Origin of the sequence: Citrobacter sp. Cpo090 (assembly GCF_030332665.1) — a bacterium.
GTDB classification, from domain to species: domain Bacteria; phylum Pseudomonadota; class Gammaproteobacteria; order Enterobacterales; family Enterobacteriaceae; genus Citrobacter; species Citrobacter portucalensis.
Genome location: NZ_JAOWHK010000025.1, coordinates 1,259,771 through 1,272,706 on the forward strand (window position 1 = coordinate 1,259,771; position 12,936 = coordinate 1,272,706).

Genomic DNA, 12,936 nt, shown 5'->3' on the forward strand with positions numbered 1-12,936 from the left:
GACTCTCCCCTTAGCCGGGTAAGGCGAAGCTACCGCCCGGCTTTTTACTTTCATTCGAAATTAAATTTGTGCTACAGGTCACATTGTTATTAGAATGTTTCTGGTTGCAGTAATCGCCAGGAGCCTATCTTTATGACCATCAAAGTTATCGTCACCGATATGGACGGAACTTTTCTCGACGACGCCAAGAAATACGATCGTGCACGTTTTATGGCGCAGTATCAGGAACTGAAAAAACGAAATATTGAATTTGTCGTGGCCAGCGGCAACCAGTATTACCAGCTGATCTCCTTTTTCCCGGAGCTCAAAGAGGAAATTTCCTTTGTCGCCGAGAACGGGGCGTTAGTTTTTGAACATGGTAAACAGCTGTTTTACGGCGAGCTAACCCGCCACGAATCCCGCATTGTCATTGGTGAACTACTAAAAGATAAGCAGCTCAACTTTGTGGCTTGTGGGCTGCAAAGCGCTTACGTTAGCGAAAATGCGCCGGAGTCCTTTGTCGCGTTGATGTCAAAACACTACCATCGCCTGAAGCCCGTAAAGGATTATCAGGATATCGACGATGTGCTGTTCAAGTTCTCGCTAAATTTACCGGACCAACAAATCCCACTGGTTATCAATCACCTGCATGCTGCGCTGGATGGCATTATGAAGCCCGTCACCAGCGGCTTCGGGTTTATCGATCTGATCATTCCGGGCTTACATAAAGCCAACGGGATCAGCCGCCTGCTTAAACGCTGGAACCTGTCACCGCAAAACGTAGTCGCCATTGGCGATAGCGGCAACGACGCGGAAATGCTGAAAATGGCGCACTACTCTTTCGCCATGGCCAACGCGGCAGAGAGTATCAAAGCGATTGCCCGCTTTCAGACCGACGACAACAACCATCAGGGCGCGCTGAACGTAATTCAGGCAGTGCTGGATAACACCTCTCCTTTTAACGTCTAACCCTGCCAACCGGGGTATCCCTCATCCCGGTTTTCACTCCTTTTCTATTTTGCTCACTCCATCAAATTTTAAACTTGCGTTAACTAAATTTTAACTTATATTATCATCTGTAAGTTAAATTAGTTTCGAATGAAAGTTAATGCGAGGTGGATATGGCTTTTACTTTTACCAGCGACACGCTGCCCGCCGATCACAAAGCGGCAATCCGGCAGATGAAACAGCAACTGCGGGCACAGCTTGGGGATGTTCAGTTGATCTTCAATCAGTTGAGCGACGCTATCGCCACCCGCGTGGCGGAAATCAACGCCCTCAAAGCGCAGGGAGCCCCGGTATGGCCAGTGATATCTTATGCAGATATCAAAGCGGGCCACGTAAATGCAGAGCAGCGTGAAGAAATTAAGCGTCGCGGATGCGCAGTCATTAAAGGTCATTTCCCTCGCGAACAGGCTCTCGGCTGGGACAGCTCAATGCTGGACTATCTGGACCGCAACCACTTTGACGACGTCTATAAAGGACCCGGCGATAATTTCTTCGGTACTCTGAGCGCATCACGGCCTGAAATCTACCCCATCTACTGGTCCCAGGCGCAGATGCAGGCCCGCCAGAGTGAAGAAATGGCCAATGCACAGTCGTTCCTCAATCGTTTGTGGACCTTTACTAGCGAAGGTAAACAATGGTTTAACCCGGATGTCAGCGTTATTTACCCTGACCGTATTCGCCGTCGACCGCCGGGAACCACGTCCAAAGGGCTGGGCGCGCATACGGATTCCGGCGCGTTGGAACGCTGGCTTCTTCCGGCATATCAGCAGGTCTTTGCTCATGTTTTCAATGGCAAGCTGGAAGATTACGATCCGTGGCAGGCGGCACATCGCACTGAAGTAGAAGAGTACACGGTGGATAACACCACCAAATGTTCGGTATTCCGTACCTTCCAGGGCTGGACTGCACTGTCCGATATGCTGCCAGGTCAGGGATTGTTGCACGTGGTCCCTATTCCTGAAGCGATGGCGTATGTGCTGTTACGCCCATTGCTTGACGATGTGCCGGAAGATGAACTTTGCGGCGTAGCGCCTGGCCGAGTGCTGCCGATTTCCGCGCAATGGCATCCGCTACTGATTGAAGCGTTAACCAGCATTCCACAACTGGACGCCGGAGACTCCGTCTGGTGGCACTGTGATGTGATCCACTCCGTCGCACCGGTGGAAAATCAGCAGGGCTGGGGTAACGTGATGTACATCCCTGCCGCCCCGATGTGCGAAAAGAATCTGGCTTACGCCCACAAAGTGAAGGCCGCGCTGGAAAAAGGCGCGTCGCCGGGTGATTTCCCGCGGGAGGATTACGAAACAAACTGGGAAGGACGCTTCACGCTGGAGGATTTGAATATCCACGGTAAACGCGCGCTGGGGATTGTTTGATTTTATATACCCTTATCCCTAAGTATCTCGTGTTACAGGTGCAACCATCACACCTGTAACACGAGAAGGACGGGATAATTATTCGACGCCTTTGCTACGCAGGTAATCTTCGTAGTTACCGGTGAAGTCGATTACGCGTTCCGGCGTAATTTCAATCACGCGGGTTGCCAGCGAGCTGACGAACTCACGGTCGTGAGAAACGAAGATCAGCGTGCCCTGGTACATTTCCAGCGCCATGTTCAGCGACTCGATAGATTCCATATCCAGGTGGTTGGTCGGTTCATCCATGACCAGGATATTCGGTTTCTGCATCATCAGCTTACCGAACAGCATGCGTCCTTTTTCACCACCGGAGAGCACTTTTGCAGGTTTCTTGATATCGTCCTGGCTGAACAGCAGACGACCAAGGAAGCTACGTACTACCTGCTCATCGTCGCCTTCTTGTTTCCACTGGCTCATCCATTCGAAAACGGTCAGATCGTTTTCGAACTCGTATTCGTGATCCTGCGCGTAGTAACCGACCTGGGCGTTTTCAGACCACTTAACGGTACCGTTGTCCGGCTGCAAGTCGCCAACCAATGTTTTCAGCATGGTAGATTTACCCACGCCGTTGGCACCAATGATGGCAACCTTCTCCCCTACTTCCAGCAGCAGGTTGAAGTTTTTAAACAGCGGGCCTTCATCAAAACCTTTCGCCAGCGCTTCCACTTCCAGCGCGTTACGGAACAGTTTCTTATCCTGTTCGAAGCGGATGAACGGGTTCTGACGGCTGGACGCTTTCACTTCGTCGAGCTTAATCTTATCAATCTGACGCGCACGAGAAGTCGCCTGTCGAGATTTAGACGCGTTGGCGCTAAAGCGGCTGACGAAGGATTGCAGATCGGCAATCTGTGCTTTCTTCTTGGCGTTATCGGCCAGCAGACGTTCACGCGCCTGGGTTGCCGCCGTCATGTATTCGTCGTAGTTACCCGGATAAACACGCAGTTCACCGTAGTCCAGATCCACCATATGCGTACAGACCATGTTCAGGAAGTGACGGTCGTGCGAAATGATGATCATGGTGCTGTCACGCTCGTTCAGCGTCTGCTCCAGCCAGCGGATGGTGTCGATATCCAGGTTGTTCGTTGGTTCATCGAGCAGCAGAATGTCCGGGTTAGAGAACAGCGCCTGCGCCAGAAGCACACGCAGCTTCCAGCCGGGCGCAACTTCGCTCATCGGGCCGTAATGCTGTTCTACCGGAATACCTACGCCCAGCAGCAGTTCACCCGCACGCGCTTCCGCAGAGTAGCCGTCCATTTCGCCATACTGAACTTCGAGGTCAGCCACTTTATAGCCGTCTTCTTCGCTCATCTCGGCCAGAGCGTAAATGCGATCGCGCTCCTGCTTCACTTCCCACAGTTCAGCGTGACCCATGATCACGGTGTCAAGCACGGTGAACTCTTCAAAGGCAAACTGATCCTGGCGCAGCTTACCAATGCGCTCGTTAGGATCGAGGGAAACGTTACCCAGCGTCGGTTCGAGGTCGCCGCCGAGAATTTTCATAAAAGTGGATTTACCGCTACCGTTCGCGCCAATCAGGCCGTAACGGTTGCCGCCGCCAAATTTGACGGAAATATTTTCAAACAGCGGCTTACTGCCGAACTGCATGGTGACGTTGCTGGAAACTAACACTGGCGTATCCTGAAAGAGAAAGAAATATGTGACAAACCGCTTATTATGCCATAAGTTTGCAAGAAGATCGCGTCTTCATGCGGAAGGGTAAAAGTGAAACCAAAAGGAAAAAAATGTGATTTAGTACACATCCGAATTCCTTGTTGCTCAGATTGCACATATAATGCGTGCCCAACACTACATAAATCTCAACCCACTAGCCTGCCTGGCACTGAATCTCGCATACATGAAGATGAATATGAAATTAACAACGCTTTTCGCGGCGGCACTCGCAATAGTTGGTTTTTGTAATACCGCTTCAGCCGTCACGTACCCGCTGCCTACCGATGGTAGTCGTTTAATTGGCCAAAACCAGGTCATTACTATTCCTGAAGGCAACACCCAACCGCTGGAGTATTATGCGGCAGAGTATCAGATGGGTCTGTCTAACATGCTGGAAGCCAACCCGGGCGTGGATACCTTCCTGCCGAAAGGCGGCACCGTGCTGAACATTCCTCAGCAGTTGATCCTGCCGGATACCGTGCATGAAGGTATTGTTATCAACAGCGCTGAAATGCGCCTGTACTACTACCCGAAAGGCACCAACACCGTAATTGTTCTGCCGATCGGTATCGGCCAGTTGGGCAAAGACACGCCAATCAACTGGACCACCAAAGTAGAACGTAAAAAAGCGGGCCCAACCTGGACGCCAACGGCGAAAATGCATGCGGAATACCGCGCTGCAGGCGAGCCGCTGCCAGCCGTTGTTCCGGCGGGTCCGGATAACCCGATGGGACTGTACGCGCTGTATATCGGCCGCCTGTATGCAATCCATGGCACCAATGCTAACTTCGGCGTTGGCTTACGTGTCAGCCACGGTTGCGTGCGTCTGCGTAACGACGACATCAAATTCCTGTTTGAAAATGTTCCGGTCGGCACCCGTGTACAGTTTATTGATGAGCCGGTAAAAGCCACTACCGAACCAGACGGCAGCCGTTACATCGAAGTACATAACCCGCTGTCTACGACTGAGGCACAGTTCGAAGGCGGAGAAATCGTACCGATTACCCTGAACAAGAGCATTACCAGCATCACCGGCCAGTCTGACGTCGATCAGGCCGTCGTTGAGCAGGCGGTACAGAACCGTTCAGGTATGCCGGTTCGTCTGAACTAAGCACATACCTAAAACGAAAAAGGCGGATGATTCATCCGCCTTTTTTATTGCCTCAATGCCGTTATTACATTAATAACAACAAACCATACCCCACCAGCACCGCCCATATCAGCATCGGCACCGAATACCAATGAAAACGCCACCAGATCCGTCGATCGTTTGCCATCCGTAACGCAATGAGATTCGCCAGCGATCCCGGCAACAGCCCGAAGCCGCCTACATTGACCGCCCAGGCTAACAGCAGCGTTGGCGGGACGTAGTTCAGCAGCAAAATCGTACTGGGCACATTACTGATAAACTGCGACAGGCCAATGGCGGTTAACCAAAGCCCCGGCGCTGAGAGCGTGCCAATCTGGTGGGTAATCCCCTGCAAGGCCGGGAGCTGCGTCAGCAAATGCACATCAATGAACATCGCCATAAACACCAACAGCAACGTCCAGTCCACGCTGAGGATCACGCGGCGAGCCAGCACCATGAAACCTGCCGCCACAATCGCCAGGCCCCACAGCTCTTGCTTTAACTCCAGCGCCGCCAGGAAAATGATATACAACGCCAGACAGCTCCATACCAGGCGCGGTTGCCAGTCAGGCGCGCGCGTACCGGTATGATAGTGCAACGCTTTATGCGGGAAACTGAACCAGCACAGCACCACCAGCGTCAGCATCATGGCCCCCGCAAGCGGTGCCATTTGCCAGGTAAACGCGGTAAACGATAAGCCTGAGCGTCCCCACATCAGAATGTTTTGTGGATTGCCTATTGGCGTGAGCAACGATCCGGCGTTTACCGCCAGCGCCTCAAAGATAATCAGGCGATTCACTGGAATGGCACATAATTTTTTCAGGGTGATGGTTAGCGGAACAACAATAAACAACGCAACGTCGTTGGTCAGAAACGTCGACAACAACGCCGCCGCCAGCACCATAAATATCGCCAACTGGCGCTCTGTTTTGAAGCGGCGGGTCATCTTGCGCCCTAACACATCGAAATAACCGCTTAGCTCCACGCCTTTGGTCAGTAACATCAGACCGCTAAGCGTAATGATCGTGTGCCAGTCAATCGCCCCTGGCCACGACCGGGGCGTAAATGGCGTGAACAGGCTTAGTACAACCCCGACGATGATTAATAACTGGAAAAAGCGGTCGCGCTGTAAGGCACGCAGTAAAGGAAAACTCATTCAGAGCCAGTTCCTTGCTGTTGCGTAAACCGGCTAAAAGCCTCCAGCGTTTCCTTACTGACGTGATGCTCCATCCCCTCCGCATCACGACGGGCAATTTCCGGGCTGATGCCTAACATCAACAGGAAGTTTTCCACAATCTGATGACGTTCCCGGCTCTCCTGGGCCAGTCGTTCACCTTCTGCAGTTAAGAACACCCCACGCCAGGGGATCATTTCAATCAATCCGACTGAAGCAAGGCGCTTAAGCATTTTGGCAACCGTCGGCTGGGAAACCCCAAGTCGCGCGGCCATATCCACCTGGCGCGCTTCACCCACCTCAATAATGAGATCGGAAATCAGCTCTACGTAGTCATCAATCAGCTCACGGCGATGCGCCTCACGGACCTGACGAAACCCTTCAACGTGTTCTTCGACATTCACCAATTGCGTCACTTTTTTTGTTGTTGGCATACCTGCGCGACGACTCATTCTGCTTCCTCGTTACTGTGACGCGTTAACGGCATCTGATTAGAGAGCGCTCATTGTAAACCAGAGTTGCGTGGGCACAAAAAATTAACGTTTTAGCAATAGCTATATAATATAGCCTGTGCTATATCTGTATATAATAAAGACATCCCTCAAGGACTGATGGGATCGTGAAGTCAGGAGGTTTACATGAATGAATTTAAGAGGTGTATACGCGTGTTTAGCCACTCTCCCTTTAAAGTACGGTTGATGCTGATCTCTATGCTGTGTGACATGATTAACAGCAAACCAGAGCAGGATAAACCTTCAGAAAAATAATGCGGCGTCGCGGTACGCCGCTTCATTTTCCTGCCGTCATTTGGGTACGGTGGTGGTTTTCGTCTCAATAACCCTTCTTTTTGTCAGTTTTGCCACGTCCCTCGCAAAACAATTTCTTTGTAGTAGTTGACCTTCTCTTGCGCACACTCTATCTTTTCGCAGCCCTGCGTATATTGCGGCTCGCGGATGCGGACCCTATCCCTCTTCTCGCTCTCTCAGGCAGGCAATGACCCTTAGCGCCAGGGTAAGCACATGGCGTTTTTGTAACAGTGGCATATGAATTTAACCCTCAAAGATTCAATCATTGCTCGTAGCCGGGCAATTAGTCCGTGGACTGGCCTCTATTTCTTACAGTCTCTGCTGATCAACCTTGCACTGGGCTACCCGCTTAGCCTGCTCTATAGCGTTGCTTTCACCTGTATATTGATGCTGCTGTGGCGTAGCGCGCCGCGCGCGCAGAAAGCACTGATTGGCATTTGCTCACTCATTGCGGCAATGTACTTTCCGTTCGGCCAGGCTTACGGCTCACCGAACTTCAATACTTTGCTGGCGCTGCACTCAACCAATATGGAAGAGTCAACCGAGATCCTGACTATCTTCCCCTGGTACAGTTATCTGGTTGGGGTATTTATTTTTGCTCTTGGTGTTATCGCCGTACGCCGTAAAAAAGAAATACAACAGCGCAACTGGAATAAATTCGACAGTATTTGTTTGCTGTTTAGCGTTGTCGCATTCTTTGTTACCCCGGTACAAAACCTGGCCTGGGGCGGCGTGTTCAAGCTGAAAGATACTGGCTATCCGGTTTTCCGTTTTGCCAAGGACGTTATCGTCAATAACAACGAAGTGCTCGACGAACAAGAGCGTATGGCGAAACTGTCGAGCGTGAAAGACAGCTGGACGGTAACCGCCGTTAAACCGAAGTATCACACCTATGTCGTGGTGATCGGTGAAAGCGCACGCCGCGATGCGTTAGGCGCGTTTGGCGGTCACTGGGATAACACCCCGTTTGCCAGCTCCGTTAACGGTTATTTCTTCGCGGATTACATTGCTGCCAGCGGTTCAACGCAAAAATCGCTTGGCTTAACGCTTAATCGGGTGGTGGATAATAAACCCCAGTTCCAGGATAACTTTGTCACACTGGCTAACCGTGCAGGTTTCCAGACATGGTGGTTTTCCAATCAGGGACAGATTGGTGAATACGATACGGCCATCGCCAGTATTGCGAAGCGAGCTGATGAAGTTCAGTTCCTCAAAAGCGGTGACTTCGAAGCGGATAAAAATACCCGTGACGAAGCGCTGTTGAAGATGACTGCCCAGGTGCTGGCAACCGAGCGCACTCAGCCACAGCTCATCGTACTGCATTTAATGGGCTCGCATCCGCAGGCCTGCGACCGAACGCAGGGTAAATACGAGACTTTCGTCCAGTCAAAAGAGACATCTTGCTATCTGTACACCATGACGCAGACGGATGACCTGCTGCGCCAGCTTTACGAGCAGTTACGTAACAGCGGTAATAGCTTCTCGATGGTCTATTTCTCCGATCATGGCCTCGCGTTTAAAGAGCGGGGAAAAGAGGTGCAGTACCTGGCGCATGACGATCAGTTCCAGCAGAACTTCCAGGTGCCTTTCATGGTGCTGTCGAGCGATGATAAAGCGCATCGGGTAATTAAAGCCCGTCGCTCCGCCAATGATTTCCTCAGCTTTTTCTCGCAGTGGACAGGGATCAGCGCAAAAGAAATTACCAACAGCTACCGCTTTATCTCAGAGAAAAAGGCCGGGCCGGTGTACATCACCAACTTCAAACTGCAGAAGGTGGACTACAACCATCTGGGCACCGATATTTTCTCAACCAAATAATACTCTTGTAAACCGGATAAGACGCACTGTGTCTTATCCGATCTCGACGAACTTCCTTCCAGGATTACAGGCAAAAAAAATCCGCCCCAAGAGGCGGATTTTTCATATCACCGAAGTGATTAGAAGCGGTAACCCACGCCAGCAATCCAGGTGCCAACGTCAACGCTACGAATACGGCTCTGCTCGTAGGAGAAGTCCAGAGCAACGTTTTCGATCGGGTTGAACTGCAGACCAGCACCGTAAGAGAAACCGTAGTCGCTGGTGGTGTGGTTGTCAGCCGGGGATGCTGCGTTCTGGAATTTACCGTAACCAACACCCACTACGCCGTAGATGCTTGCCCAGTCATTCAGACGGTAAGCCGGACCAGCAGTGATGCCGTAGTACTGGGTTTTGTTGTAGTCGCCAGAAGCATCGGTACGATCTTTTTCAGTGTAAGTGAAGGAACCGATAACACCCAGCGGGTTGTTGTCCTGCTCGTAACGATACTTCAGGTTGAAACCGTTCATTTTGTTCGCTGCGCCCTGAGCATCGCTCTGAGCGTAACCACCGGTAACGGTAGAAGTAGCAGCTACAGCAGTACCTGCGGAGAAAGCCAGAACAGCGGCCAGTGCTGAAAGACATGCAATTTTTTTCATAACCACCTCAAATGTGCTTCAAGTAAATCTTAAGTTTTAAATATACCAAAAATTGATGGGAAACTCTTTGCGATTCGCGATGTCTAACGGTGTCTTTCATGTAACAGAACGTTTCAAAAACCCGCTATCTCTTTCAATTAACATCACTTTTTCAACTGAAAATACCATTATTGCGCGCACAATATGGCACATTCATCCAGAACATTCCTAATCACACAGATTATTAATCCATCATTTTCATGCCATTGTACGGAACTGAGCAATTTTTTTTTCAACGAATACTCAACCAGTTGAGCGTAATTCCATTACACTCGCTGTTTTACTTTTCTATACATAAAGTCATCTGCGTCGTAACAATGCTGAAGCGTGGCACAGATGGAGACGTGTAATCATCATTTGACAGGAGAAAGGATGCCGGGGTTGTCACGTAAAGCGCCAGTCTGGTTGCCTATTTTGGTTTTGCTTATTGCTATGTCCTCCATTCAAAGCGGAGCATCACTGGCAAAATCTTTGTTCCCACTCGTCGGTGCGCCGGGCGTTACCGCGCTGCGCCTTGCGCTGGGCACGCTCATTCTTATCGCTTTCTTTAAGCCCTGGCGTTTACGGTTCGCCAAAGAACAACGCCTGCCGCTACTGTTTTATGGCCTGTCTCTGGGCGGGATGAACTACCTTTTCTACCTGTCTATCCAAACCGTCCCACTGGGAATCGCCGTGGCGCTGGAATTTACCGGCCCGCTCGCGGTAGCGCTGTTTTCATCCCGACGCCCGGTGGATTTCATTTGGGTTGCGTTGGCAGTACTCGGGCTTTGGTTCCTGCTGCCGTTAGGTCAGGACGTTTCTCACGTGGATTTAACCGGCGCAGCGCTGGCGCTGGGGGCTGGCGCCTGCTGGGCCATCTATATTCTTACCGGGCAGCGAGCCGGGGCGGAACACGGCCCGGCAACCGTCGCAGTAGGGTCATTCATTGCAGCACTGGTATTTGTACCCATCGGCGCACTCCAGGCCGGAGATGCCCTGTGGCACTGGTCCATTCTGCCATCAGGCCTGGCCATTGCAGTCCTCTCAACTGCGCTTCCCTATTCACTGGAAATGATTGCGTTGACGCGCCTGCCTACGCGTACTTTCGGTACATTGATGAGCATGGAACCCGCGCTGGCAGCGGTTTCCGGAATGATCTTCCTCGGTGAAACGCTGACGCTTATCCAGACGCTCGCTCTGGGTGCCATTATCGTTGCATCAATGGGCTCTACGCTCACTATTCGTAAAGAACCACAAATAAAACAAGTCGACGTGAATTAACCTCGTAATATTCTGCATGGTTTGCATAATCATGCAGAATATCCAACTGTAAACCTGCGTGATAATAATTCTAATAAATATAATTTTCTCATCCGCATATTTCATTTAATCTCAAAATTAACATAAAAATAACACAACGTAAGTAACAAAACACTCATTGCATTGATTTTATTCGATATTTTATATTCACCCTCTTCTTCGCTATTAAAGTGATAGGCAACACCGGAAACAAAAATCAAAATTTAGCGCTATACTTAATTCCGTTGAAGAGTTGGGACATAAATATCAAGAGGATATGAAAATATGAGTACCGCGAAACTGGTAAAAACAAAAGCATCCGCCCTCCTTTATACCCGCAACGATGTGTCTGATAGCGAAAAGAAAGCGACCGTAGAACTGCTGAATCAGCAAGTAATCCAGTTCATTGACCTGTCATTGATCACCAAACAGGCTCACTGGAACATGCGCGGCGCAAACTTCATTGCGGTACATGAAATGCTGGATGGCTTCCGTACAGCTCTGACCGATCACCTCGACACCATGGCTGAACGCGCCGTACAGTTGGGCGGTGTGGCACTGGGCACAACTCAGGTTATTAATAGCAAAACGCCTCTGAAAAGTTACCCGCTGGATATCCATAGCGTACAGGACCACTTAAAAGAGCTAGCCGAACGTTATGCCGTAGTTGCAAACAGCGTGCGTAAAGCTATTAGCGAAGCAAAAGACGAAGATACCGCGGATATCTTTACCGCAGCGTCTCGCGACCTCGATAAATTCCTGTGGTTTATCGAAGCCAACATTGAGTAACAGCAGACATAAGAATTACCTATATAACCCTCGCTCCGGCGGGGGTTTTGCACATCTATGGTGCATAACATTGATCATTCGTCACTCCAAAGTAAATTATTTGTAATAATCACCTCACACAATCGTTAACGAAAGATTGTTTTATCAACAATTTTTACGCTAAATAGTCATACCGTTTGCACCGCGTCTGGTTCGCACCAAATGAGTGCCCCAAAACAGTGCAGATTACTCGCTTTGCCCTACTTATTGTGCAGAGAAACGAGACACCCTCTTGTTAAAACAATGAGTTGCAAAATTGGCACGATTTTTTCATTAAGCCATATGTTCTCGCAGGGGATCGCCCCGTGGATATAAAAGGAAATCCTATGAAGTCTGTATTAAAAGTTTCACTGGCTGCACTTACCCTGGCTTTTGCGGTATCCTCCAATGCCGCAGACAAGAAACTGGTTGTCGCAACCGACACCGCGTTTGTACCGTTTGAATTCAAACAGGGTGACAAATACGTTGGTTTTGATGTGGATCTGTGGGCTGCCGTGGCCAAAGAACTGAAACTGGATTATGAACTGAAACCAATGGATTTCAGCGGCATCATCCCGGCTCTGCAAACCAAAAATATCGACCTGGCTCTGGCGGGTATCACCATCACCGACGAGCGTAAAAAAGCGATCGACTTCTCTGACGGCTACTATAAAAGTGGTCTGTTAGTGATGGTCAAAGCAAATAACAACGACGTGAAAAGTGTGAAAGACCTGGATGGTAAAGTCGTTGCGGTTAAGAGCGGCACCGGTTCCGTTGATTACGCGAAAGCGAATATCAAAACCAAAGATCTGCGCCAGTTCCCGAACATCGATAACGCATATATGGAACTGGGCACCAACCGCGCAGACGCCGTACTGCACGACACACCAAACATTCTTTACTTCATCAAAACAGCGGGCAATGGTCAGTTCAAAGCTGTAGGCGAATCACTGGAAGCCCAGCAGTACGGTATCGCCTTCCCGAAAGGCAGCGACGACCTGCGTGAGAAAGTGAACGGCGCGCTGAAAACGCTGAAAGAGAACGGTACTTACAACGAAATCTACAAAAAATGGTTCGGTACTGAACCTAAATAATAACCGGTAGCGTTGCCCGGTGGCGTGATGCTTACCGGGCCTACGCCTGGATTTTTGAGACCTGTAGGCCGGATAAGCAC

The 12,936-nt window shown here is 50.3% G+C and carries 12 protein-coding genes; 8 read left to right on the top strand and 4 right to left on the bottom strand.

Annotated features, from left to right (window positions below):
- Positions 1–132: 132 nt before the first annotated feature.
- Positions 133–948, top strand: a complete 816-nt coding sequence (locus OGY83_RS08805; RefSeq protein WP_286635709.1) for a Cof-type HAD-IIB family hydrolase — start codon at positions 133–135, stop codon at positions 946–948.
- Between the two features lie 152 nt (positions 949–1,100).
- Positions 1,101–2,363 (top strand): DUF1479 domain-containing protein, encoded by a 1,263-nt coding sequence (locus OGY83_RS08810; protein WP_123268281.1) that lies wholly within the window; start codon positions 1,101–1,103, stop codon positions 2,361–2,363.
- A 78-nt stretch (positions 2,364–2,441) separates the two neighbouring features.
- On the opposite strand, the gene OGY83_RS08815 is transcribed toward OGY83_RS08810, so the two are convergent.
- On the bottom strand, positions 2,442–4,034 hold the full coding sequence (locus OGY83_RS08815; RefSeq protein ID WP_286635710.1) for an ABC-F family ATPase: 1,593 nt from the start codon (positions 4,032–4,034) through the stop codon (positions 2,442–2,444).
- Between the two features lie 232 nt (positions 4,035–4,266).
- Here OGY83_RS08815 and ldtB point away from each other — a divergent pair, with 232 nt between their 5' ends.
- The gene (gene ldtB / locus OGY83_RS08820) at positions 4,267–5,187 is read left to right on the top strand and encodes a L,D-transpeptidase (RefSeq protein WP_079937011.1); all 921 of its coding nucleotides are present in this window, start codon (positions 4,267–4,269) and stop codon (positions 5,185–5,187) included.
- Positions 5,188–5,251: 64 nt separating this feature from the next.
- On the opposite strand, the gene OGY83_RS08825 is transcribed toward ldtB, so the two are convergent.
- Together OGY83_RS08825 and mntR are read right to left on the bottom strand one after the other, a co-directional pair.
- Positions 5,252–6,361: an anion transporter gene (locus tag OGY83_RS08825; protein WP_286635711.1), complete on the bottom strand. Its 1,110-nt coding sequence runs from the start codon at positions 6,359–6,361 to the stop codon at positions 5,252–5,254.
- Positions 6,358–6,831, bottom strand: coding sequence for a manganese-binding transcriptional regulator MntR (mntR, locus tag OGY83_RS08830; protein WP_003831586.1), 474 nt, complete (start codon positions 6,829–6,831; stop codon positions 6,358–6,360). The genes OGY83_RS08825 and mntR overlap by 4 nt, the downstream gene beginning before the upstream one ends.
- 186 nt (positions 6,832–7,017) lie before the next feature.
- Here mntR and mntS point away from each other — a divergent pair, with 186 nt between their 5' ends.
- Positions 7,018–7,146 (top strand): manganase accumulation protein MntS, encoded by a 129-nt coding sequence (mntS, locus tag OGY83_RS08835; RefSeq protein WP_003831584.1) that lies wholly within the window; start codon positions 7,018–7,020, stop codon positions 7,144–7,146.
- Positions 7,147–7,422: 276 nt separating this feature from the next.
- The gene (locus OGY83_RS08840) at positions 7,423–9,003 is read left to right on the top strand and encodes a phosphoethanolamine transferase (protein ID WP_286635712.1); all 1,581 of its coding nucleotides are present in this window, start codon (positions 7,423–7,425) and stop codon (positions 9,001–9,003) included.
- A 119-nt stretch (positions 9,004–9,122) separates the two neighbouring features.
- On the opposite strand, the gene ompX is transcribed toward OGY83_RS08840, so the two are convergent.
- A complete protein-coding gene (gene ompX, locus OGY83_RS08845) occupies positions 9,123–9,638 on the bottom strand; it encodes an outer membrane protein OmpX (protein WP_003035257.1) in 516 nt (171 codons plus the stop codon).
- A 411-nt stretch (positions 9,639–10,049) separates the two neighbouring features.
- Here ompX and rhtA point away from each other — a divergent pair, with 411 nt between their 5' ends.
- The 3 genes from rhtA (at position 10,050) to glnH (ending at position 12,856) form a co-directional block, all read left to right on the top strand.
- The gene (rhtA, locus tag OGY83_RS08850) at positions 10,050–10,937 is read left to right on the top strand and encodes a threonine/homoserine exporter RhtA (RefSeq protein ID WP_286635713.1); all 888 of its coding nucleotides are present in this window, start codon (positions 10,050–10,052) and stop codon (positions 10,935–10,937) included.
- A 303-nt stretch (positions 10,938–11,240) separates the two neighbouring features.
- Positions 11,241–11,744, top strand: a complete 504-nt coding sequence (gene dps, locus OGY83_RS08855) for a DNA starvation/stationary phase protection protein Dps (protein ID WP_003035253.1) — start codon at positions 11,241–11,243, stop codon at positions 11,742–11,744.
- A 365-nt stretch (positions 11,745–12,109) separates the two neighbouring features.
- Complete coding sequence (gene glnH, locus OGY83_RS08860; RefSeq protein WP_079936839.1) at positions 12,110–12,856, top strand: glutamine ABC transporter substrate-binding protein GlnH; 747 nt, start codon at positions 12,110–12,112, stop codon at positions 12,854–12,856.
- Positions 12,857–12,936: the final 80 nt, after the last annotated feature.

Bases quoted from the DNA above. Each gene is read 5' to 3' on its own strand.
- OGY83_RS08805 (WP_286635709.1), top strand. From the start codon at position 133: ATGACCATCAAAGTTATCGTCACCGATATGGACGGAACTTTTCTCGAC.
- OGY83_RS08810 (WP_123268281.1), top strand. From the start codon at position 1,101: ATGGCTTTTACTTTTACCAGCGACACGCTGCCCGCCGATCACAAAGCG.
- ldtB (WP_079937011.1), top strand. From the start codon at position 4,267: ATGAATATGAAATTAACAACGCTTTTCGCGGCGGCACTCGCAATAGTT.
- OGY83_RS08825 (WP_286635711.1), bottom strand. From the start codon at position 6,361: ATGAGTTTTCCTTTACTGCGTGCCTTACAGCGCGACCGCTTTTTCCAG.
- mntR (WP_003831586.1), bottom strand. From the start codon at position 6,831: ATGAGTCGTCGCGCAGGTATGCCAACAACAAAAAAAGTGACGCAATTG.
- mntS (WP_003831584.1), top strand. From the start codon at position 7,018: ATGAATGAATTTAAGAGGTGTATACGCGTGTTTAGCCACTCTCCCTTT.
- OGY83_RS08840 (WP_286635712.1), top strand. From the start codon at position 7,423: ATGAATTTAACCCTCAAAGATTCAATCATTGCTCGTAGCCGGGCAATT.
- ompX (WP_003035257.1), bottom strand. From the start codon at position 9,638: ATGAAAAAAATTGCATGTCTTTCAGCACTGGCCGCTGTTCTGGCTTTC.
- rhtA (WP_286635713.1), top strand. From the start codon at position 10,050: ATGCCGGGGTTGTCACGTAAAGCGCCAGTCTGGTTGCCTATTTTGGTT.
- dps (WP_003035253.1), top strand. From the start codon at position 11,241: ATGAGTACCGCGAAACTGGTAAAAACAAAAGCATCCGCCCTCCTTTAT.
- glnH (WP_079936839.1), top strand. From the start codon at position 12,110: ATGAAGTCTGTATTAAAAGTTTCACTGGCTGCACTTACCCTGGCTTTT.